The following is a 21,349-nucleotide window of genomic DNA, read 5'->3' on the forward strand; positions in this document are numbered from 1 at the left end:
TTGCTTACAAAAAGATCCCCTCTTGAGAGGGGGGACCGCTCGCTAGAGCGGTGGGGTGTGTTTCCAGGCCGGTCCGGTCGCTGCAAACCCTTTTCGGACGGGGTCTAAATACTGCTGTTTTAAGGCTTATCCGCCTCTTCGCGATCTTTGCGCCCTTCGCCGGTTAAGTCTCTTTTCTTCTGTGCCTACAGCCGCGCGGCGGCGGCCATGGCGGTGGCGATGCGGGCGAGATCGTCGTCGGTGTGAGCGGCGGTGATGGAGGTGCGGATCAGGTCCTTTTTCGGAGGGACCGCCGGGGGGATTGCCATGACGGTGAAGACCCCTTTCTCAATCAGCTTTTGCCAGAAGAAATAGACCTTCCGTTTGTCGCCGAGGACCACCGGGATCAAGGGAGTCGTTGATTCCCAGGTGTCGACTTCGAGGTCGGTGAGGATTCGGCGGTATTCGGCGGTGTTTTGCCAAAGGCGATCGATCAGTTCGGAGCTTCGCTCCATGATGTCGAGCGCCTTCACCGCGCAGGCGGCATGCACTGGGGAGATGGCGGCGCTGAACAACGTTTGTTTGGAGTGGGAACGGAGAAACTCGACGGCGGCCCGGCTGCCGGCGACGAATCCGCCGATGCTGCCGAGAGCCTTGGAAAAACTGCCGCAGATGATGTCGATTTCGTCGGTGAGGCCGAAATGGTCGGCAGTGCCGCGTCCGTTTTGGCCGAGAATGCCGAGCCCGTGGGCGTCGTCCATGACGATGAAGCAATTCGCCTCGCGGGCGACCCGAACCAATTCGGGAATCGGGGCGATGTGTCCCTCCATGGAGTAGATTCCTTCGAAGACCACCATTTTTGGGGTCTCCGGATCGTAGCGATCGAGGAGGCGTTTGAGATCGGCCGGGTTGTTGTGGGCGAATTTTTCGTATTTGGCCCGGGAGGTGAGCAAGCCCGACCAAAGGGAAGAGTGGATGTTGCGGTCGAGGAAGACGACGTCGTCCTTTTGGGCGAACGCCTGGATCGCGGCCATGCAACTCAGGTAACCGGCGGAGTGGGTGTGGCAGGCCGGTTTCCCGAGGAAACCGGCGAGGCGGCTTTCGAGGATCTCGTGGTAGGCGCGGGAGCCGTTGGAGACCCGGGCGCCGCTGGTGCTCGACCCCCATTCGCCGAGGGCGGCGCGGCCGGCTTCCAGGACTTCGGGATGGAAACTGAGGCCGAGGTAGTCGTTGCTGGAGAGCATCACCAGTTCCCGGCCATCGAGCCAGACGCGGGTGCCCTGTTGCTTTTCGAACTGTTTGTAATAGGGGGCGTATTTGAGCCGCAGTTTGGTGTCGGCGCAGGCGTCGATCCGTTCCCGGATCGTTTTTGGAGTTGTTTTGGTGAATAGTCCCACGATTTCTGCGAAATTTGTTAAACGTGGAACAATCACGGGAAAATCGGCATGAGTCAAAACCGAAGGAAGGTGAAACGCGGCCTGCGGCGGATCTAAACCTTTGTTTGGCAATTGGAATAGCCGCGAAAAGGCACAAGAGGCTCAAAAGAAGGAAATAAGTTCAACCAGGTATGAGAAAACCGATTTCTCAATCAGTGAAGCAAGCTCCTTCGATTAACGCTCTTTTTTGACTATTTTGTGCCTTTTCGTGGCTATCAATTGGAGTCTTCCAAGCTAGAGGGTATCCGAAAAGGTTTCCGGTCGTTCCCTGGCTGAAACAGCGGGGAAGGCAACACACCCCACCATGCTCGCGCATGGTCCCCCCCTCTCAAGAGGGGAATTGCTCACAAACAGGTTCCCTCTCGAGAGGGGAGAATTGCTCGCAAGAGCGGTGAAGTGTGTAGTGGAGCCGATCCGGTGAACGCTAACCCTTTTCGGACGGGGTCTAGCAAAGAGTCGTCGCGAAGATTCCGCCTATGTGAATCGTCCGCAGGCGCGGGTGAAGCGGGCGACGGTTTCTTCGATGATTGAGGGAGTGTGGGCCAAGCCGAGGAACCAGTTGTGGTGGGGGTGGAGGAAAACGCCTTCTTCGGCGGCCAGGGAGCAAAGGCGTTGTTGTTTTTGGAAGGAAGGATCGTCGGCGATCCGGAGAAACGGGGCGGCGGGTGGGCCGGAGGCGACCAACTGGATGCCGTGTTGGTCGGCGGCGGCGGTCATCTCGTTGATGAAAGCGGTGCCGCGGGCGGCGAGCGTGGCTGGGGCGTCTTCCCGTTCGAGGATTTCGATGGTTTTCAGGGCGGCGGTAAGCGCGATGGCCCCGGTCCAAAAACTGCCGGTGGCGAAGACCCGGCTGGCAGGAATTTTCAGCGACTGGCGTCCGACGCAGGCGGAGAGGGGGTAGCCGTTGGCGATCGCTTTGCTGAGACAGACCAGGTCGGGTTCCCAGCCGGTGGTCCGATGGGAGCCGCCGAGGTCGAGGCGGAATCCAGCGCGAATATCGTCCAGCATTAGAAGGCAACCGGTCTCGGTCCGGATCCCATGGACGGCGGCGAGGAATTCGTCGGTGGCGAATACCGAGTCGGCGTAGCTTGGATGATGGTAAGGGGTGATGACGATCGCGGCGAGGTCGGAGCCCGCCTCACGGACGGCCGCGCGCAGTCCGTCGGGGTCGTTCCAGTGGAAAGTGCGGATGTGGCGGCGGTCGTCGCGGATGACTCCGGCGAGGGAATCGCTGCTCCAGGCGTCGGTTCCGTGGTAGGCGTGGTCGACCCGGAGAATGATTCGGCGACGGGTGGCTTCGCGGGCGACCCGGATCGCCCAGCGGGTGGTGTCGGCTCCGTTCTTGGCGAACCAGGCCCAGTCGGCGACGTCGATGAGCTCCACTAGTTTTTCGGCGAGGCGGACGAAATGTTCGGTCGGGTGGTTGAAACAGTCTCCCTGCTTGCTCTGTTGGCGGACCGCTTCTTCGACCTCCGGGTGGGCCGCCCCGAGAATGAGCGGACCGTAACCGCACATGTAGTCGATGTAACGGTTGCCGTCGACGTCCCAGTAAAAGGGGCCCTCGGCCCGGGCGGCGAAGGCGGGGAAGGCGCCGGGAACGGTCAGGACCGGGCTTTGGTGACCGTAAATGCCGCCGGGAACTACCCGGGCCGCGCGGTCGAAAAGGGCGTTGGACTGGGAGAGGGAAAAGTCGGGCATGGGATTTTCAACCACTAATAAACACTAATGGAGAGTTTTTGGCTCGGGTTCATCAGTGGACCTTGAGATAGGCGGGGACGCGTTCGAAGAGGATGCCGAGGGCGTCGGCGAAGGGGAGGTAGCCTTCGACCCGGACCCGGCCGGCTCCGACCTCGGCGGCGAGATCGATCCGGTCGTCGAGGGCGTCGAGGGCGGTTTCGGCGTCGGGGAAAACGATGCGGACCAACGGAGGTTCCGGGGGCGTGCCTCCGCCGGCGGCGAGTTTGCCGCCGGTGCAGCGGATCCAGCCGCCGTTCTGGTGGTCGCCGATGCGGAATTCCGCGCAGCCGTCGGGAAGGTGGCGGGTGAACTCGCGGGAAAATTTCTCATGCCGGGAGAGTTGGGCGGCGGCGCGGAGGCAGACGCCGAGCATGAGCCAGGATTGGGTGGAGCGGGAGGCGGGGTCGTCGTCGGGGAGGTCCGGACCGCCGTTGAGGGAATTTTCGAGAAGTTTGCTGAGCCGGGAAAAGCTGCGGATCTGTTTCCAGAGCCGGATGCCGCGGACCGGAACGGGAGTGGCGAACGGACGGCCTCGCAGGTGGGGGCGGACGAGGCGATCGGAGAGAAAATGGAGGATGATGTCGGCCCGGACCCGTTGTTCGCCGAGGTAATGGCAGACGCCGTTCTCGAACGACAAGGTGGAGCGGAGTCCGGACCCGGTTTGGAGGCGGAGGCGGAGATTGGCCGTTTCGAGTCCTTCGCGGGCGGCGGGGGAGGCGTTGAAGAGATCGGCGAACGCGGGAAAGATCGCCTTGAGGAGGAGGCGGGCGTGCAGTTGCGGATTACGCTCGGCGCTGGAATAGCAGAGACTCACGGGTCTGGATTTTCCGAAACAACAGGATTCTAACCACTAATGGACACTAATGAACACTAATCTGGGAAGCTTCAGTTGGATCATGGGACTTATGACTAAAAGCGGGTTCAACGGTGTCAAGTGGGGGATGGGATGGAGGGGCGGGCTGGCAAGAGTTGGAGGATGGTTTGGGGAGTGAGGGTGGGGTTGATTTGGCGCATTCGGGTTCGGATGGTTTGGAGGTGCTCGTCCTGGAGAGAGGCGACGGCTTCGGCGAGGCGGGCGGGGCGGCGGACGGTGGCGAGCCAGATTTGGCGGGAGCGGGCGAAGCGGACGGTGATTTGTTCCTGGGGCATGATGCCGCCGATCGCGTTGAAGAGGATCGGGCAGCCGCTGACGATCGCTTCGCTGGTGGTGCCGGTGCCGGGCCGGGCGAAAACCGCCGAGACCGATCGAAGAAGCCGGGGCATGCGGTCGGTGTAGCCGAGGGGACGCACGGTCAGGCCGGAGGTTCGCGGGGTGAAACCGGCGAGGATTTGGCGGGTTTGCTCGTCTCTGCCGCAGAGGGCGACGACCTGGATGACGAGGTTGGCGCGGTCGAGGGCCTCCAGGCAAGGGAGATGGTTGTTGGCTCCATTGGCTCCGGTGGCGAGCAGGAGGGTGAAACGGGCCGGATCGAGATCGAGTTCGGCGAAGAGCGTTTCTTTTTCGTCCGGGGCGGGAGGGGCGAAGAAATCGGGATGGAGGAGGAAGCCGCCGAGGTGGTTGCGTTCCGGGGGCATGCCGAGGCGGCGGGCGGCGTGGCAACACTCCTCGACGGCGCCGATGAAGGCGTCGGCTTGCGGGTTGACCCAGCCGCGGGCGAAACCGTAGCCGCCGAAAAGTTCGCCGCAATAGGTGACACAGCGAACCCGGTCGGCCCCGAGGGTTTGTCGGGCGAGATCGAAGAAGGCGTGGTTGAGGTGGCCGTGGGTGCTGACGATAACCTCGGGTTGGAAATCGCGGAGGAAGCTGGTGAACCGCTCGCGGCCGAGGAGACGGCGGCTCCGGCGGGTGGCGCCGAGGAGTTCGAGGACATTGAAATAGATATGGTGGAGGCCGGGGCGGGTCCGTTGAATCCAGTTGTAAAGCCCGACGCCGAAACGGTAGAGGCCGTGGGTCGATTCGAGGGCCTGGTGGATGCGGCAATCCCAGAGTTCGGCGTTCTCGGGAAGTTCGGTCCATTGCTGAAGACTCCGGGCCCGCATGTCGTGCCCCCCCCCGGTGCTGGAGGTGAGGATGAGGAGCCGGGTCGGGCCGTCGCCGTTGCCTGAAGGGAGGCGATTGGTCGGGGGTCGATACTCGGGGAACGGCTTGGGGCAGAGTTCGGCGAAGGCGCGGAGGGCCTTGCCGGGGTTGAGGCGCCATGGCCGCCGGGAGTAGCGGATCAGATATTCGCGCGCCCACTCGTCGCGGGCCCATTGGCGGGTGACGGAGCCCCACCGGTGGAGGAAAAGTGTTTCGTTGGCCGAATTGTGCCGGTGGCGTTGGGGAGAAGATCCGCCGATGTGGATGATTCGGCTGCGGTTGGCGACCAGCAATCGGAGATCTTTCCGGCGGAGTCGGACGGAGAGATCGGCGTCTTCGCAACCGTTGCGGTAGGTCTCGTCGAACCCGTTGAAATCGAGGAAGGTTTGCCGACGCATCGCGAGACAGGCGGCGGAAAGGCAGTTCCATTCGCGGTAATCTCCTCGCGGAATCCGGCGGGTGTTCTTGCGGGCTTGTTTCGGCATGCCGTTACGGTCGAAAAACATCCCGGCGTGGTCGATTAGTCCGGTGGCGGGGTCGAACTGGATGTTCCCGACCGCTCCGACGGAAGGATCGGCGAGGGGGGCCAGCAGGGGATCGAGCCAGGGCTGGTCGAAGAGGAGATCGTTGTTGAGGAAAACCAGGAGCTCGCCTCGGGCGGCGCGGGCTCCCCGGTTATTGGCTCCGGCGAAACCGAGGGAACGGTCGTTGACCAAGAGGCGGAACGGGTCGGGCAGGGCCGAGAGGAACGCTCGGGAATCGTCGGTGCTGGCGTCGTCGATGAAAATGAACTCGAAGTCGGACCGCCGGACCGTTGCGGCGAAGGTGCGGAGCATTTCGCGGGTGTCGGCGAGGCCGTTGTGGACCGCGGTGATGAAGGAGACGCGGGGGACGGTCCGGTCGGAGGCCGGCATATGGGGGGTTGGGTTGGATGTGGGTGGATTCTCCATTCGATGGTCAAAGATCATGTTAAAAAGGGAGGATGATCTTCTGGCGAGGGAGAAGCGCGGGAAATGCGCCCGGAGCCGGGATGGCCCGGCCACTTTGTTGGGTTGAAAAGCCTTGAATTGTTGAGGCAGGTGGTTGTTCTGGATGGGTGGTATTTTTGGTTCAGAGTCAGGGTGAGGCAGTGGTAAGGCGGAGGGAGGAAGCGTGATCGCGATCCTGGGAGGAACGGGGTACGTCGGGACGGCCTTTCGACGGCATTTCGAGGAGCGGGGGATTCCGTTTCGGAGTTTCTCGAGGACGGAAATCGATTACACCGATCCCGGTCGGCTGGAAGCTGCGTTGCGGGAGTCCCGTCCGGATTTTCTGATCAATTGCGCCGGTTACACCGGAAAGCCGAACGTCGACGCCTGCGAGGACGACAAGGCCAATTGCCTCAATGGCAACGCGGTGTTGCCGGGCAGGATCGATGCGGTCTGCGCCCAGCTCGGGTTGCGGTGGGGCCATGTTTCGAGCGGGTGCATCTTCTCGGGGCGGCGGTCCGACGGAAACGGTTTCGCGGAAACCGACGTGCCCAATTTTTCCTTCCGGCGGGGCCCCTGCAGTTTTTATAGCGGAACGAAGGCGCTGGGAGAGGAGGTCCTCGGTTATGGCGAACGCGAGGGTCCGGACGGGAAAATGGGGTGGCATCACTCCGGGACGCCGTCGGCTTATGTCTGGCGGCTGCGGATTCCGTTCGATCATCGCGACAACCCGCGGAATTACCTGACGAAACTCATGCGATACCGTCGGTTGTTGGAGGCGGAGAATTCGATCAGCCAGCTCGACGAATTTGTCGCGGCCTGTTTCGCTTGCTTTGAAAAGGATGTGCCGCTCGGAATTTACAATGTCACCAACCCCGGCGCGGTGACCACCAGCCAGGTGGTGGAACTGATCCGGGAGCGCGGGAAACGGTTGCGTAAATCGGGGGCGGGCAATCCGTTTCCGGAGGAATTCGACTTTTTCGAAGACGAGGGAGTTTTTATGAAAGAAGCCGCGCGGACCCCGCGGTCGAATTGCGTGATGGATCCATCGAAGCTGGCCGCCCATGGAATTCGGTTGCGGCCCGTGGAAGTAGCGGTGCGGGAATCGCTGGAGGTTTGGGAGACGACATGAAAAACAAACGCATTCTGGTGACCGGCGGCTGCGGCTTCATTGGGTCGAATTTCATCCGGCATCTCTTGACCGGCGGCCCGGAGCTTCGTCCGGAGTTGTTGGTCAACGTCGACGCGCTCACCTACGCTGGCAACTGTGAAAACCTCGCCGATCTCGCCGACGACCCCGCCTACCGGTTCGAGCAACTCGACATCGCCGACGAGGAGGCGATGACCCGGGTGCTGCGCGACGACCGGATCGACGCGGTGGTCAACTTCGCGGCGGAGTCGCACGTCGACCGCTCGATCGATTCGCCGGAGCCGTTTTTCGCGACCAACGTCATCGGCACCCTCCGATTGTTGAACGCTTTTCGCAGAGTCTGGACCGAGGCCGGTCGTCCGGACGGGCAGCGGTTTCTCCACGTCTCGACCGACGAAGTCTACGGGACCCTCGGCGAGAACGATCCGGCCTTCACCGAGACCACGCCGTTCGCCCCCAACAGTCCCTATGCCGCGTCCAAGGCGGCGAGCGACCACGCGGTCCGGGCCTACCACCACACCTACGGCCTGCCGGTGGTGACCACCAATTGCTCCAACAACTACGGCCCGCGTCAATTCCCGGAGAAGCTGATCCCGCTGGTGATCCTGAACGCCCTGGAAGGCCGTCCGCTGCCGATCTATGGCGACGGCCGCCAGATCCGGGACTGGCTTTACGTCGAGGACCATGCCGAAGCGATCTGCCGGGTGTTGGAAAAAGGCCGGATTGGCGAGACCTACAACGTCGGCGGATTGAACGAGATGCCGAACCTCGAAATCGTTCGGCAAATCTGCGGGCTGCTCGACCGGAAGGCGCCCCGCCCCGACGGCATCGGTTACGCGACACAAATCACCCATGTGGCGGACCGGCCCGGCCATGACCGGCGATACGCCATCGACTGCGGCAAGATCCGGCGCGAACTCGGTTGGTCGCCGCGCGAATCGTTCGCGAGCGGATTGGAGAAAACGGTCGACTGGTATCTGGCCAACCGGCAATGGGCCGACGACATCACCCGGCGGAAATACGCCCGCGAGCGCCTCGGCGCCGAACCGGCTTCCCAGCGATGAAAACTCGAAAAGGAATCATACTCGCCGGCGGATCCGGGACGCGGCTCTATCCGTTGACCCTGGCGACCAGCAAGCAGCTGATGCCGGTTTACGACAAACCGATGATCTATTATCCGCTCTCGGTTTTGATGCTGGCCGACATCCGGGAAATTCTGGTGATCTCCACTCCCCGTGATCTCCCGGCTTTCCGCGGATTGCTCGGCGACGGCGGACAATTTGGGCTCCGGATCTCCTACGCCGAGCAACCCTCGCCGGACGGCCTCGCCCAGGCGTTTTTGATCGGTGAAGAATTTCTCGCGGGCAGTCCGGCCGCCCTGGTCTTGGGGGACAACCTCTTTTACGGTCACGACTTCTCCCGGATCGTCGGCGAAGCGACCGCCCGGGAGCGTGGCGCGACGATCTTCGGGTATTACGTGGCCAACCCCCGGGCTTACGGGGTGGTGGAAATCGGTGCCGACGGCACAGCCCGGTCGATCGAAGAAAAGCCGGCGAATCCAAAATCTCATTACGCGGTGCCCGGCCTCTATTTTTACGACGAGACGGTGGTGGACCGCGCCCGCACGCTCCGTCCCTCGGCCCGCGGGGAACTCGAGATCACCGATCTCAACCGCCTTTACATGGAGGAAGGCCAGCTCCACGTCGCCCCTCTCGGCCGCGGCACCGCCTGGCTCGACACCGGCAGCCACGACAGCCTCCTCGACGCCGCCAATTTCGTGAAAGTCATCGAAACCCGCCAGGGCCTGAAGATCGCCTGTCTGGAGGAGATCGCGTTTTCGAAAGGATGGATCGGCTCGGTCGAGATGGCGGGGCAGATTGCGGCATTGGGTAAGTCGGGATATGCCGCCTATTTGGCGCAAATTCTCGCGCGAGTCGGTAGCGCCGGGCTTGTCGAGACTGATTTCTCTTGCCCGCCGGGCGCCCTGGATCAGGATGCCCGTCATTAACCAACGGTTGAAAACGGTGAAAACAGAGATTCAAAGTGGATTCCGGCGTTTGATAACGAAATGGGGGGGCGAGAAACGGACGGATGAGACGGTGGTATCGACTTGCCATATTGAAACGGCTTTCGTCAAGGATGGCTTGGGGTATATCGCCGGATGGGGGAGGGGGCTCCGGGAAGTGGCGCTGGAAAGAGACGGCCGCCGGATCGCCGCACGAGTTTCGGTCAGTCCGCGCAGTGATGTCGCTCAACTCTTGGGCGATACCGATCCTGCGGGATTGGGGTTTCAAGTCGTCGGCACGATCACTCCCGGGCCGGTTGAATTAAAGTTCACGACCCCCGATGGCCGCCCGCGAACAGTCGGTTTGCAATTGGAACAGGTGGAGTCATTGGAGGGCATCAACTTGAAAGCATTGGGGGGGCAAGCCGGTCGGTTGATCGATGGAGTTGAGCCATTTTCCGCCGAATGGATTTCGTTGATTCGGTTGATCCCTGATGCGAGCGGGGGCTGTGAATTCGGAGAAGGGTCGATCGACTTCGCTGCGTCGAGCCGGATATCCGGTCAGACGGTGGTTTTTGGCTGGGTGATGTGTGAACCAGGTTCGACCGTCTGGATAGAAGACGGTTGCGGAGGCGTTCACTCCCTAGGAAAAGGAGTGCGTTTTCCCAGGGTCGACGTCAGCCGTCACGTGGAATGGAAATCGTTCGCCGAATCGGACGCCGAACCGGCATTTATGATTCGGTTGGATCGACCGCTGGAAGGAAGGGAACTTTGGTTGAAAGTGATCGGGCCGCGAGGGAAGTTTACCTTGGGTAGGAAGAATTGCGGGGAATTGCCGGTGCACCCGGTGCAGGCGGCAAAATGGCTTTTCGGCATCGACACGCCGAAATCTTATTTCCGGAAGAGAGTCGAACAGGTGGACCGGCATCTGCTGGGGCCATTGAATTTGGCTTTCCACCAGCGCCTCAAGGAGTCGGAAGTGATTGATCGCGTCCTTGGAAGTTTGCCGGAGAAGCCGGAGGTCAGCGTAATTGTTCCCCTTTACGGGCGATCGGATTTCGTCGAACACCAGTTGATCGAGTTTTCCGGCGATCCGGAATTTTTGGAAAAGGCGGAGCTTATTTATGTGGTCAACGATGACCGCCTGTATCCGGATTTTGTCTCGGAGGCGGAGCAATTGTTTGAACTCTACCGCGTGCCATTCCGCTGGCTCTTTGGCGGACCGAACCGGGGCTATTCCGCAGCGAACAACCTGGCCGCCGAATACGCCCGAGGGGAGAAACTATTGTTCCTAAACAGCGATGTTTTTCCCCAGCAGGCGGGCTGGCTGGGACTTCTGACCGAGGCATTGGAGGCCAGGCCGAATTTAGGTGTGATCGCCCCCCGTCTAGTGTTCGCGGATGGTTCCATCCAGCATGCTGGAATGATGTTTCTCCGGATGAATGATTTGGATCTGTGGATCAATCACCATCCCAAGATGGGATTGGACCCGGCTTGGGATGAGGAGAAAGAGTTGACCTTGGTTCCGGCGGTGACGGGAGCATGCATGCTGATGAGACGGGCGGAATTTGATTTGGTCGGCGGATGGGACACGGGTTATCTGATCGGTGATTTTGAAGATTCGGACCTTTGCTTGAAATTACGAAAGGCCGGTTTCGAGATCGGCTATCTGCCGTCGGTCCAGTTGACCCACTTGGAGCGTCAATCCTATCGAATGCATGGCGGCATGGAATTCCGGAGTCGAGTGACTTTGTACAACGCGACTCGGCATGAAGAGCGTTGGGGAGAGATGATCGATGAACTGACGCGATGCGGAAACCACCGGCCGGAGTAGGACGACGAATGAATAGAACCGAAAGAATTCTTGTAATCTCACACGGCCATCCGGATTTCGCTCCGGGTGGGGGGGAAATCGCGGCTTACAATCTTTATCAAGGATACAAGCGAAACCGAAAGGTTGAGGCGGCTTGGTTTCTTGCGCGGGTAGACCGTGGTCGGGGGGCCACCGGGTTGCTGAGCATGCATCGTCCGGGGGAATACCTTTGGGAGCAGGCGGTGAAGGATTGGCATCGGCTAAAAGCGGCCCGCCCTCGCTCAATGACCACTTGGTTTGCGGATCTATTGCGTGCGCTAAAGCCAACCGTGATTCATGCCCATCATTACATGCATCTTGGCGTGGAGTATTTGCGGGTAATCAAACAGGTGGATCCGTCGGTCCGGATCATTTTAACGCTTCATGAGTATATTGCCATCTGCATGAATCAGGGGCAGATGATCAAGAAGCCGTCCGGAAAGCTCTGTGAATCCGAGTCGATCGCCGAGTGCCATCGCTGTTTTCCCGAGTTCAGCCCGGAGGATTTTTGGCTGCGGAAGCATTATTTTCATCGCCAGTTCGAATTTGTCGATATGTTCGTCGCCCCTTCGGAGTTCCTTCGTCGACGCTATATCGCCTGGGGATTACATCCGGAGCGGATCGTGACGATAGAGAATGGTCATTCCTCCGAACCGATGTTGCCTCCACGGCCGTTACTGAAGGGGGAGGGGCGGACCCGGTTTGGGTACTTCGGTCAAGTCACGCCATTCAAAGGGCTCGATATTCTGCTGGAAGCCCTTCACGAAATTCCGAAAGCGAAACGAAGCCGGATTGTTCTCGAAATCCACGCGGCTAACTTCGAGCATCAACCGGAAGACTTGCGCGTAAAGATCGAGGGATTGATGAAACCGCTGGTGGAATTGGGTGTCGTGCGCTGGATTGGCCCGTATCGTGCGTCGGAGTTGGCTCGACGAATGAGCGGAATCGATTGGACGGTAGTTCCCTCGAAATGGTGGGAGAATTCCCCAATGGTGATTCAGGAGTCATTTGTTTACGGGCGACCGGTGATCTGCTCCGACATAGGCGGCATGGCCGAGAAAGTAAAAGATGGAGTCAACGGTCTGCACGTCCCCGTTGGCAGCAAGGAGAGCTGGGCCCAAGCCCTGATGTCAGCCAGCGACGGTGAAGACCTTTGGAATCGCTTGCGGAACGGGATTCTCGCCCCTTTGACGGTCGATCAATGTGTCGAAACCCACCTGGGACATCTGTCTCTGGATGGTTCTTCGGAAAAATGTTTAGTCGAACCCGGATTGGGTTCGATGTCGGCTATGATCGAATAGGAGAAGATAAACGTTTGTTGTTGGTGAATCAACCTTAGTCCATCCCTGGCGCTCATAGTAAATGAAAAAAATATACTATATTACTGCTCCAACTTCATCCGGGAAAACCACTACAGCCTTTAGGCTTTCCGAAGCCCTTCATCTCCCTGTTGTTCATGCGGATTCAGTTTATCACATGCTTCGAGATAAATATAATCCCTCTTGTGATCCTGGAAAGTTGACCGACTACAGATATTGGGATGATCCTACAAAGTTTGGTCTTAAATCCTGGGGAGAGTTTTCTCATATTAACGATGCAAAATTCGAAATGTATGAAAAGCTTCTAGAGAAATATACCAGTGATTTTATAATCGAAGGGTTCACTCTTTCTTTTCCATGTGAACGGGAAATAATAGAAGGAATAATTGGTTCGCATGTCGCAATTATTATTCGGATCCAACCAAGTTTTACCCGGTGGACGGAACTCTACATCAAACGAAATAAAGATGAATCTGTCAGAGAAAGATCAGCTGATTATAATCGGCTTTGCTCATGCTTTACCCCTCGCCCGTCGGATAAGGTTTACCTTTTCACCGACCCGGAGGCGGTGACGGCGGATTTACTGCAGTAATGCTACTGCCGTTCTCTGAAATCTCCTGCGAATATCCCACCGGTAAAGGAAAGACCGCATAAATGCGGGCTTCAATTTTCCAGGCGATTGAAGGTTGGAGTTCCGGCTTCAGCCGGTCTTCTCGCTGGTTCCTCCCGGCGGCTGCATACGCCACTCGCGGATTTCCGGGTTAATCTCATTTTAATCCGCTGTTATTTTCGAATTTGGCCGTCAAATCAGGTTCACTTTCAGGCGAATGCTGCCTCGGTGGCAGGTGTGCCTTCATCGAACGCCTGGACCAACTGTTGAACGAGAGAATGGCCTCTTCTTAGGCCGGGTCGGTTGCCTCTCTTCGCATGATGTTGGAGCTCTCGTAGGACTCGGTGAAGGGCATAAAGACACCCCGAACGCCAAATCGATTCCGGGGTTGAGCCGATGAGGGAGGCGTATGATTCGATCACACTTGCAAGAAATGGCAAGGTCACCATGCCTTCGAAGTAGTAGGTGATAAAATGATGGATTTCGGCCCCGGCTGTGTTCATACCCGCCATTCCGAAATCGAAAAATTGGACACGCTCAATACGCCGCCCTTGGTCGAGCGTCAGGGCAAAATTATGGAACCAGACGTCATTGTGGCAGACGCGGATCTCCGATTCGGAGAAGGATGCCTCGACTCGATCCGCATTCGCCTTGATCCACTCGAACGTTGATACTTCATCTTCGTTGAATCCAAATTGGCCGTTCAGCATGGGGGCGAAATCGGCCAGGATAGTATTCAGTGAAGGTCGCCGGCTGGGTAGTCCCGGGCACGCGCTCAACGTGGTTTGCATTTCAATGATCGCGCGAGCCATCGGTTCTCCGTCTTTGAGGTCGGAAATATGGGTAGGTTGGCCGGGAGCGTATTCCATGAAAACGCGGGATAGTCGCCCGAAGGTTTGAACTGAATATACTGCGGGGAAAGTCGTGATCGCCTGCTTGCCTTGGCGGGACAGATGCAGGTAAACCTCCGTTTCGGCCCCGTGATCAGATAATTTTTCAATGACGCCGGGATGTTTTTTTCCAGTCTTGAATTGGTGGAGGTAAATGCCGTGATTGGCCAACCCTCGGGTCAGCCGCTGGGTCGAGAGGGGTTTCGATTCCTTTTCATCGAAATCAGCAAGCGTTCCTTCGACGATGGCTCGGATGGGCTGTGGACGTGAACCGTTTGGTGAGAAAAATATCTTTCTCAAGATCCGGTCCTTCTCCTCAAAGCGCTTATGGGTGTCATAAGCTTTAATCAGGCGTAACACTTCTGCTTTCGATGGGCGTTTGTCGGTCGCGATCGCGGCGCCCCAGCTGTCCAATGTGCGATTGAGATCCTCGTCCGATAGAACAAGCGGGCGCGGACCCTCCGTGCTCGCTGTTGGGTGTGTGGTTTGGGCTTCGCTGGCCAGGCACATCAGGTGATAATTGATTTCGCCGGGGAGGACGTCCCACGGAACCACTCGCGACAACGGACGGTCTTTAATCCGTTCTTCGAACGCGCCGAGATTTGGAACGACCACGGGGAAGCGTCGCGCTAAGACCACGCTTAAGGTGTAGGAGTAGCTTTCCGGCCATTGTGCAGGAAACCAGAAAACGTGCGGTTTGTGGATGGTGAACAGTTCGTCAATTTGCTCGTTTCGATATGGGCCGGTAATCGTCAGGTTGCATTCCGGTTCGCGAACCAGTGTCCGATACGCATGTCCGAACAAAACGAAACGGATGGGCAAATTTTGTTTCGCGGCCTCCCTTGCGGCGGCTTCCAGGAGGTCGGCTCCCTTCTCGCGACTCATCGCCCCGAGGACGCCGACCACCAATGGCCCACCTTCTCTCTTTTGCCAAAGCGGGGACTCCGCCATAATCGCGCGGTCGCGTTCCGGATGGGGGCGGACTTTGAGGTTTGCTTGGGGGAAATGGCGACGCAGGTGTGCGGCGGTGGCTGCCGACGGACATGTAACCTCTATGGCGTCGGCAAGGAGCGCACCGTTTGCATCACGCCATTCCCGAACACTCTTGATTCCCGGAACAGGTCGCCTCTTCAGACAAGCTTCGCATTCGGTCAAGTCAGGTTCTCCGCAATATCGGCCATCCGGTCGAGTCAGGGTGATTTGCGGACAATAGCTATAATAGTCATGAGCGATGAATCGGTAGGGTACGCCCAATTTCTCGGGAAGATCGGTCGTTTTTCGGGATTGGTCCGCGAGATGGTGAATTTCAATTTCGCTGATTTTCCATACCCGGCAAAACGCCACGACCTCCTCCAGTTCCAAACCGCCGTCCGGATGGTTGATGCGGCTCAAATCCGGGAGGATCAGTATTTCGTAACGATCCGAGTTCCGGTTTGCGGGGCGGAGGAGAAGATAGGTTTTTGTCGGAGCGTTTCGGCTTGCCTGGTCGACGATGTGCTGGAGGGTGCCCCCGGATCGTGCGTGGCTGATGGCAAGAACACGGGTCTTAGGCAGATTCGCGAGTCGGTGAAGATCGACCTTGAGACGTTCCGCAGCGGCGGGGTCCCGATGAAGAAAGTAGCGAATACGTTCGTCATAGCCGGGGAAGAACTCGTTGAGAATGGCGATCGCTCGATCGACCTTTGGATTCTTCGAATCTTGGAAACTGACCGCGCCCTTGTGGAATACAAAGGTGTCGCAGAGGTGGAGGTTCTTCCATTTTCCAAGGTTCGCCCGCAGGCAAAAATCGTTTTCTTCGCCGTATCCCTTGCCGAACACATCCAGATCGAAGTAGCCGAAACGGTCGAGTGCCCGTCGCGTCACATATAGGCAGAACCCGACACCAGTTGGTATTTCGTGGACGATCCCCTTGTTTGCTTCCCGAAAAAACAAATCGAGTTCTTTCGCGGAGTGACGACTCGGCAGGGCGTTGTCTTTCGCGCACGCCGGATAGCTGCACAAAGTGGCGTTGTTCGAGAATGGTGTGACAGTGGCGATCCGGTCGGTTTCACTGGCGGCATTCCGAAGACGGTCTAGCCAATCGTGGTAGACTTCGGTGTCGCTGTTTAACAGGATGACGTCCCTTTCTGGATGGAGGGACATACCGCGATTGACGGTCCCGACGAAGCCGAGATTCGTCTCGTTCCGAAGCAGGGAGATCCTTCCCTCCAGCGATTCACCGAGCAAGTAATCCACCAGAGGAGCTTCCGGGCTACAGTCTTCAATGACCACGATTTCAAAGGCCGTTCGGTTCTCCCTTTGGGACAGATAAAGACTATCTAAACAGGCGCGGGTTTCTTCCAAACCTCGATAAACCGGAATGATGACGTCTACCTTTTCCGCAGCCGGCACCCGCTCTGGGATCGAATTCCGGCGTATCTCCTCTTGATAAAGGGCGAGTAATTTTTCGTTGCGGCTATCGTGAAAACGGAGGGTCTGTGTCCGTATTCGGGGATTGGAGGGTTTGGTCGATCTACGAATCCAGTAAAAGGATGTTCCCAGTTGGAAACGGGAGCCATCGGCCCATTCGGCAATGAGAGTGATTTGTTTAAGGCCGGGGCGGGTTCGGAAGGTTCCATCGAATCCGGGCGGAGTCTTGTCGGAGTGTAAGCCGAGCGCGATCTTCACGTCTTCCCGGATGAGACCTGACTGCAAGTGGACGGTTCGGTCGCCTAGGATCGCGAATACCTTTTTTGGGCCTTCTCCCCTTTCGTCGATGATCCACCCAGCGATGCGAATCGGATTGGTCTGGCCTTGAAAAAGATGGAATCCGGCAACATCGAAATGAAATTTCACTCTTTCCGCTTTAATCCTCCCATTCAACGGATGGGGTAAAGGATGGGTTTGGCGGCAGAATCGAGCGATCCGCTTCGCGGTTTTACGGAAAGCGAATGCGGGTGCGTGCAACGGCGCCAACCAGCCGCCCGCGCTGGGAACTTTATGTTGCCGACTCATAGTCCGATGACCACCCGGGCGGAGATGGCGGTTTGGTAGAGGATTTGGGAGATGTCTTTGGCGAACTGGAGAGTTTTGCGGTCCGGTTCGGGGAGGACGATGATCTCGTCGCCGGGGGCGAGACGGACCCGGCGACCGCGGCCGACCGAGTCGATCGAGCCGTTGGTCCGGATCACCAGGAGTTCGGTGCGGTTGGCGTTCGGGGTGAAACCGCCGGCGCGGTCGATGTAGTCGAGCAACGTTTCCCGGTCGCGATGAGTCTGGGTGTTCGGGAAATTCACTTCGCCGTGGACCGTCACCAACATCGTTTTGGCCGGAACGAAAAGGATGTCCCCGTCTTCCAGATGAATTCGGGCGGCATCCTCCGGCCCCTTCAGCAAGACTTGTCCCTTCGGAGTGACTTCGCGAGCCCGCTCGATGAATGTCAGGATCATCTCCGACTCGGCCAACCGCAGCTGCGCCTCTTCCAGGGAAGCGGAGCGGGCGTTGAGGACGGCCCGTTCGAGGTTTTCGAGGGATTGCAGCAACAGGGTCCGCTGGCGGATCGCGACTGATTCCCGAAAGAGCTGGAGCGAGTCCAGGTGGGAGCGGGGGCTCGGCACGATTTGTTCGATGGCATCGGCCAATGTGGCGCCGTAGGGGAGGGCGATCCGGTTGGGCCCGACGTGTTCCCCGGTGATGGTGACCGCGACCGTTTCCGGAATGTTGCGGCTGGTGATTTCGACCTGGTCGTTTGGTTCGAGCCGGAGGTCGGCGGCGTCCGCGAGCGTGTGGACGGAAGCGCGCGCGGCGCCTGCGCGGGCCCGGCGGAGGCTGAGTCCGGTCGCGGAGCCCTTGGGGGACGCGAGTCGGAGCAGATCCTGCAGGGGGACCGAATCGCCTTTGAACTCGAAACGGGCCGGATTCACCACGTCGCCGGAGATGATGGCGGTGTTGGCCCGCGGCCCGACCAGGATGACGTCGCCGTCGCGGAACTGGGTGATCGGTAACGTCCCTTCGCGGAGAAAATCGTAGAGATTGATCGTCGCGATTCGTTGGTCGCGCCGCAGGACCGCGACGTCGAGATAGCTCCCGCGCTCGGGATCGATGCCGTTGGCCCGGTCGAGGAAATAGAGAACGGAGTCGGATGCGAAACCCTCGAAGAGTCCAGGGCTGCGGACGAAACCGCTGACGAAGACCTTGACCGTTTGGGTCGAGCGGAGGTTGGCGTAGGCGTCGACGTTATCCCGGTAGACCTCGCGGATGCGGTCGTTGAGGAGGCGGTTGATGTCGGCATTGCGCACGCCGAGGACCGGGATAGGACCCACGCGGGGAATGAAGATGTTTCCCTGGGCGTCGACGGTAAGGTCGAGGACGTGGTCGAGAGCGCCCCAGAGCATGACTTGGATCTCGTCGCCGAGATTGATTTGGTAGTCGGGATTGAAACCACTAAAAGAGAGGTCGCGGAAATCGCCTTGGAAAAGTTGGGAGCCGAAGATCGGAACCCCATCAAGGCTCATGCGGAAACCCTCATGGATCTCCGGGCGGATGGTTCCTCGGGCCTCCTGGCGGGTGGCGTCGACGGCGGCCGTATCGGGAGCGGTGGCGACCTGTCCGAAGAGCGTGGCCGGCATCAGGGGAACGAGCAGGAGGAAGAGGCGCGCGATTCCGTTATGATAATATGGATACGTTTTCATGATGAAGAGATTGAGCGGATGCCGAGGGAGATCAGATGGTGTGGTCGCGGATGGTGGCGAGGACGAGACGTCCGATTCCGTAGGCGACCACCAGCAACAGGAAAAAGGTGACCGTTCCCTGGATCGGCCGGGGGAAGACCGGTTCTTCCGGGGTGTGAGGAGGTGCGATGACGAGGAGGAACTTCTCCTGCCGGGAGGCTTCCATGGTGGTTTGCTCCGCCAAGGCGAAGGCTGCGGAATAGGCGGCGAGGGCGAATTCCTGTTGCAACTTCAGTCCTTCGTAGGCTTGCAACGTCGTGGCCATACTGCCGTCGCCGGCGGTTACCAGCATCCGGGTTTCCTCCTGGCGTTGTTCTTCCAGCGCGCGGATTTCCTGGCGGAGGCGACGGAGTTCGAACGCGTCATCCTGGAGGTATTGGGACTTGGTCCGCAGCTCGGTCCGTTTCTCGATTAGCCGCGCATCGAGGGCGGCGACGTTGCTGAAATAAGCCGAGGTCTCGTTCACCGGATCGACCATCGCATGGTCGATTTGGAAGGCGAGCAGCCGCTCCCGGATGTCCACCAGCCGGGAGCGACTCTTTTCGAGTTCCCGTTGGACCAGGTTGATTTGGGAGGAGGTCATCCGGTCGTTGAGGTCGTTGATCATCGTCTCGCTCTTATCGATGATGAATCGGGCCAACTCTTGGGCGACCTCCGGAGAAAACGCCCGGACGGCGATGGTGACGATGCTCGATTCGGGAACGACCCGAATGGAGATATTCTGGCGGAAGAACTTGTGGAAATCCTCGGCTGAGGCCTCTGTCGACAACCGCCGGAACGGATCGGAGGGGGCGGTTTGAAAATGATGCCGGAGGTTGAAGCGCTGGTCGGCGACTGCGATGAAGGCGGCGCTGTGGAGATACTCCTCCAGGATCAAGGCGTCTTCGAGGGAACTCTTGGAGGCCATCCCGAGAAGTGCCGAGGCGAAGCCCGGGATAGCGGGTCCGGAGCCGCCTTGGTTTTCGCGCACGATCAGTTTGACCTCGGTCTCGTAGGTCGGCTGGGCGAAAACGGTCAAGTAGATTGCCAGTATGAGGGCGGGACCCGCGGTGAAAAACAGGAATCCGTTCTTGAATATTCGTGGAAGCATTTGCTGCGGTTTCGACATTGGAAAAAAGATCGGGCTCAGACCGTGGCTTGATCGTCGAGCGACTTAAGAATTCGACTGATTTCCCGGTAGCGTTTCAACGGGGAAGAAGGTTGATGAATGGATGCTTTGTAGGCCACGAAAACAGAGGACTCGGCCTCGCCCGAGGCCGCCAGGACCTTGCTGAGCTGGCGTTGGATATCGGGATTGTTCGGAGCGCTTCGCACCGCTTTTACAGCGGCGTCGAGAGCCTTGTCGATTCGGCCGAGATCGTGGAAAAGCATGGAACGCTGATGCCAGCCGTTTGGATCGCCGGGGCGTTGTTTGAGCAACTTTTCGAGAATCTGCATCGCTTGTTCGGGTGATCCGGTTCGGGCGAGAAAGTGGGCGCGATTCAACAGAACGATCCGATGGAGCGGGTCGATTTCCTCGGCTGCATCGAGGGCTTGTCGTTCCGCCGTCACGTCGTTTCGGCGGCGGGCGAGAACGGCAAGTTGGCATTGGCTGCGAAAGTTGTAGGGGTCTTCGCTTACCGCCTTTTGATGATATTTTTCGGCTTCCACGTGGTCTCCCAATTGCTGGATCGCCATGGCGAGACGCGAGTAGAAATCGGCTTCGCTGCCGGCGATGGCGCAGCCGGGCGTATTCAGTTTGGCGCGGATCGATTTCAGGTAAGCGGCGATCTCTCCGGCGGTCTCCTTCAGTTCCTTCGGGACAGAGGTATCGCTAATGCCCAATTCGTCCAAACTGGCTTCCCGGAGAAGCTCCGTCGCGTCTTCCGTCGTCTCCTTTGTTTGAGGCAAATATTCCCGGATGGCGTCATCCAGATCCTGATACACAGTCAGGCGGCCGCCTTTGACCACCACGCCGACATCGCAGAATTTTTTGATGTCGCCCATGTTGTGCGAGACCATGATGACGCGGGAGCGCTGGGCTTTTTCGACCAGTGCCTGTTTGGCGAGCTCTTTAAATTGGGCGTCGCCGACCGCGGTGATTTCGTCGATGAGGAAGTAGTCGAAATCGAACGACATACTGAGGGCGAAACCGAGTCGGCTTCCCATGCCGGAAGAATAGTGTTTCACCGGTTCCTCGAAGTATTCACCGATCCCTGACAGCTCCTTGATTTTCCCGAGTTGCCGCTTGGTGTTTCGGGGGTGGAGCCCGTAGAGGTTGCAGATCATCCGGCAGTTCTCTCGGCCGCTGAGGTGGGAGACGAATCCGCCCTTCAGGCCGAGTGGCCAGGAAAAGCTGCGGTCGCTGAGGATCGCGCCGGAGTCGGGATGATCGATGCCGCCGAGGATCCGCAGAAACGTCGATTTTCCGCCCCCGTTCGGACCGATGATCCCGATGTTCGCTCCTTCGGGGAACACGGCGTTGACCTCCCGGAAGACATAATGCCGTCCGGTTTTGACCCGGTAGGATTTGGTTAAATTCCGAACCTCGATCATGGGAGAAACAGAAGGGTTTGGCCACGAAAAGGCGCAGAAGACACAAAAGGAAGGAAGGAACGAATGTTGTGCATGGATT

At 58.8% G+C, this 21,349-nt stretch carries 15 protein-coding genes and 1 pseudogene; 7 read left to right on the top strand and 9 right to left on the bottom strand.

What is annotated here, in order from left to right; translation table 11 throughout:
* Nucleotides 1–185: 185 nt before the first annotated feature.
* The 4 genes from ACWUI2_RS05670 to ACWUI2_RS05685 all read right to left on the bottom strand — a co-directional run bounded on the left by ACWUI2_RS05670 (nucleotide 186) and on the right by ACWUI2_RS05685 (nucleotide 6,146).
* Nucleotides 186–1,376 (bottom strand): aminotransferase class I/II-fold pyridoxal phosphate-dependent enzyme, encoded by a 1,191-nt coding sequence (locus ACWUI2_RS05670; RefSeq protein WP_486981890.1) that lies wholly within the window; start codon nucleotides 1,374–1,376, stop codon nucleotides 186–188.
* Nucleotides 1,377–1,889: 513 nt separating this feature from the next.
* Nucleotides 1,890–3,113 carry an aminotransferase class III-fold pyridoxal phosphate-dependent enzyme gene (locus ACWUI2_RS05675; RefSeq protein WP_486981891.1) on the bottom strand — a complete coding sequence of 408 codons (1,224 nt, stop codon included), beginning with the start codon at nucleotides 3,111–3,113 and terminating at the stop codon, nucleotides 1,890–1,892.
* A gap of 52 nt (nucleotides 3,114–3,165) precedes the next feature.
* Nucleotides 3,166–3,966 (bottom strand): hypothetical protein, encoded by an 801-nt coding sequence (locus tag ACWUI2_RS05680; protein WP_486981892.1) that lies wholly within the window; start codon nucleotides 3,964–3,966, stop codon nucleotides 3,166–3,168.
* Nucleotides 3,967–4,082: 116 nt separating this feature from the next.
* Entirely contained in the window at nucleotides 4,083–6,146 is a 2,064-nt protein-coding gene (locus ACWUI2_RS05685; protein ID WP_486981893.1) for a glycosyltransferase, read from the bottom strand.
* Between the two features lie 238 nt (nucleotides 6,147–6,384).
* Between ACWUI2_RS05685 and ACWUI2_RS05690 the strand changes: the two genes are divergently transcribed.
* The 6 genes from ACWUI2_RS05690 to ACWUI2_RS05715 all read left to right on the top strand — a co-directional run bounded on the left by ACWUI2_RS05690 (nucleotide 6,385) and on the right by ACWUI2_RS05715 (nucleotide 13,118).
* A complete protein-coding gene (locus ACWUI2_RS05690; protein ID WP_486981894.1) occupies nucleotides 6,385–7,332 on the top strand; it encodes an SDR family oxidoreductase in 948 nt (315 codons plus the stop codon).
* Nucleotides 7,329–8,414, top strand: coding sequence for a dTDP-glucose 4,6-dehydratase (rfbB, locus tag ACWUI2_RS05695; RefSeq protein WP_486981895.1), 1,086 nt, complete (start codon nucleotides 7,329–7,331; stop codon nucleotides 8,412–8,414). Before ACWUI2_RS05690 ends, rfbB begins: the two co-directional genes overlap by 4 nt.
* Complete coding sequence (rfbA, locus tag ACWUI2_RS05700; protein WP_486981896.1) at nucleotides 8,411–9,358, top strand: glucose-1-phosphate thymidylyltransferase RfbA; 948 nt, start codon at nucleotides 8,411–8,413, stop codon at nucleotides 9,356–9,358. The genes rfbB and rfbA overlap by 4 nt, the downstream gene beginning before the upstream one ends.
* Before the next feature lie 16 nt (nucleotides 9,359–9,374).
* Nucleotides 9,375–11,189 carry a glycosyltransferase gene (locus ACWUI2_RS05705; protein ID WP_486981897.1) on the top strand — a complete coding sequence of 605 codons (1,815 nt, stop codon included), beginning with the start codon at nucleotides 9,375–9,377 and terminating at the stop codon, nucleotides 11,187–11,189.
* Between the two features lie 8 nt (nucleotides 11,190–11,197).
* Entirely contained in the window at nucleotides 11,198–12,508 is a 1,311-nt protein-coding gene (locus tag ACWUI2_RS05710) for a glycosyltransferase family 4 protein (protein ID WP_486981898.1), read from the top strand.
* 61 nt (nucleotides 12,509–12,569) lie between these two features.
* Entirely contained in the window at nucleotides 12,570–13,118 is a 549-nt protein-coding gene (locus ACWUI2_RS05715; RefSeq protein WP_486981899.1) for a hypothetical protein, read from the top strand.
* A gap of 227 nt (nucleotides 13,119–13,345) precedes the next feature.
* On the opposite strand, the gene ACWUI2_RS05720 is transcribed toward ACWUI2_RS05715, so the two are convergent.
* Nucleotides 13,346–15,181 (bottom strand): phosphotransferase, encoded by a 1,836-nt coding sequence (locus ACWUI2_RS05720; protein WP_486985089.1) that lies wholly within the window; start codon nucleotides 15,179–15,181, stop codon nucleotides 13,346–13,348.
* 69 nt (nucleotides 15,182–15,250) lie between these two features.
* Between ACWUI2_RS05720 and ACWUI2_RS05725 the strand changes: the two genes are divergently transcribed.
* Entirely contained in the window at nucleotides 15,251–15,895 is a 645-nt protein-coding gene (locus ACWUI2_RS05725) for a hypothetical protein (RefSeq protein ID WP_486985090.1), read from the top strand.
* Between the two features lie 39 nt (nucleotides 15,896–15,934).
* Here the strand turns inward: ACWUI2_RS05725 and ACWUI2_RS05730 are convergent.
* From ACWUI2_RS05730 to ACWUI2_RS05745, 4 genes and pseudogenes are all read right to left on the bottom strand, one after another.
* Nucleotides 15,935–17,020: pseudogene (locus tag ACWUI2_RS05730) on the bottom strand (glycosyltransferase family 2 protein); the annotation flags it as partial.
* Nucleotides 17,017–18,696 (bottom strand): polysaccharide biosynthesis/export family protein, encoded by a 1,680-nt coding sequence (locus ACWUI2_RS05735; protein WP_486981900.1) that lies wholly within the window; start codon nucleotides 18,694–18,696, stop codon nucleotides 17,017–17,019. The gene ACWUI2_RS05735 and the pseudogene ACWUI2_RS05730, both read right to left, overlap by 4 nt.
* Nucleotides 18,697–18,727: 31 nt before the next feature.
* Complete coding sequence (locus ACWUI2_RS05740) at nucleotides 18,728–19,825, bottom strand: KpsE/RkpR family capsule polysaccharide export protein (RefSeq protein ID WP_486981901.1); 1,098 nt, start codon at nucleotides 19,823–19,825, stop codon at nucleotides 18,728–18,730.
* A 35-nt stretch (nucleotides 19,826–19,860) separates the two neighbouring features.
* Entirely contained in the window at nucleotides 19,861–21,270 is a 1,410-nt protein-coding gene (locus ACWUI2_RS05745; RefSeq protein ID WP_486981902.1) for a tetratricopeptide repeat protein, read from the bottom strand.
* Between the last annotated feature and the right edge of the window lie 79 nt (nucleotides 21,271–21,349).

The organism is Verruconatronum alginivorum (genome assembly GCF_056590205.1).

What these genes read in the sequence shown, in the direction of transcription:
- ACWUI2_RS05675 (WP_486981891.1), bottom strand. Translation starts at nt 3,113, where the DNA reads ATGCCCGACTTTTCCCTCTCCCAGTCCAACGCCCTTTTCGACCGCGCG.
- ACWUI2_RS05685 (WP_486981893.1), bottom strand. Translation starts at nt 6,146, where the DNA reads ATGCCGGCCTCCGACCGGACCGTCCCCCGCGTCTCCTTCATCACCGCG.
- rfbB (WP_486981895.1), top strand. Translation starts at nt 7,329, where the DNA reads ATGAAAAACAAACGCATTCTGGTGACCGGCGGCTGCGGCTTCATTGGG.
- rfbA (WP_486981896.1), top strand. Translation starts at nt 8,411, where the DNA reads ATGAAAACTCGAAAAGGAATCATACTCGCCGGCGGATCCGGGACGCGG.
- ACWUI2_RS05710 (WP_486981898.1), top strand. Translation starts at nt 11,198, where the DNA reads ATGAATAGAACCGAAAGAATTCTTGTAATCTCACACGGCCATCCGGAT.
- ACWUI2_RS05715 (WP_486981899.1), top strand. Translation starts at nt 12,570, where the DNA reads ATGAAAAAAATATACTATATTACTGCTCCAACTTCATCCGGGAAAACC.
- ACWUI2_RS05725 (WP_486985090.1), top strand. Translation starts at nt 15,251, where the DNA reads ATGAGCGATGAATCGGTAGGGTACGCCCAATTTCTCGGGAAGATCGGT.
- ACWUI2_RS05735 (WP_486981900.1), bottom strand. Translation starts at nt 18,696, where the DNA reads ATGAAAACGTATCCATATTATCATAACGGAATCGCGCGCCTCTTCCTC.
- ACWUI2_RS05740 (WP_486981901.1), bottom strand. Translation starts at nt 19,825, where the DNA reads ATGCTTCCACGAATATTCAAGAACGGATTCCTGTTTTTCACCGCGGGT.
- ACWUI2_RS05745 (WP_486981902.1), bottom strand. Translation starts at nt 21,270, where the DNA reads ATGATCGAGGTTCGGAATTTAACCAAATCCTACCGGGTCAAAACCGGA.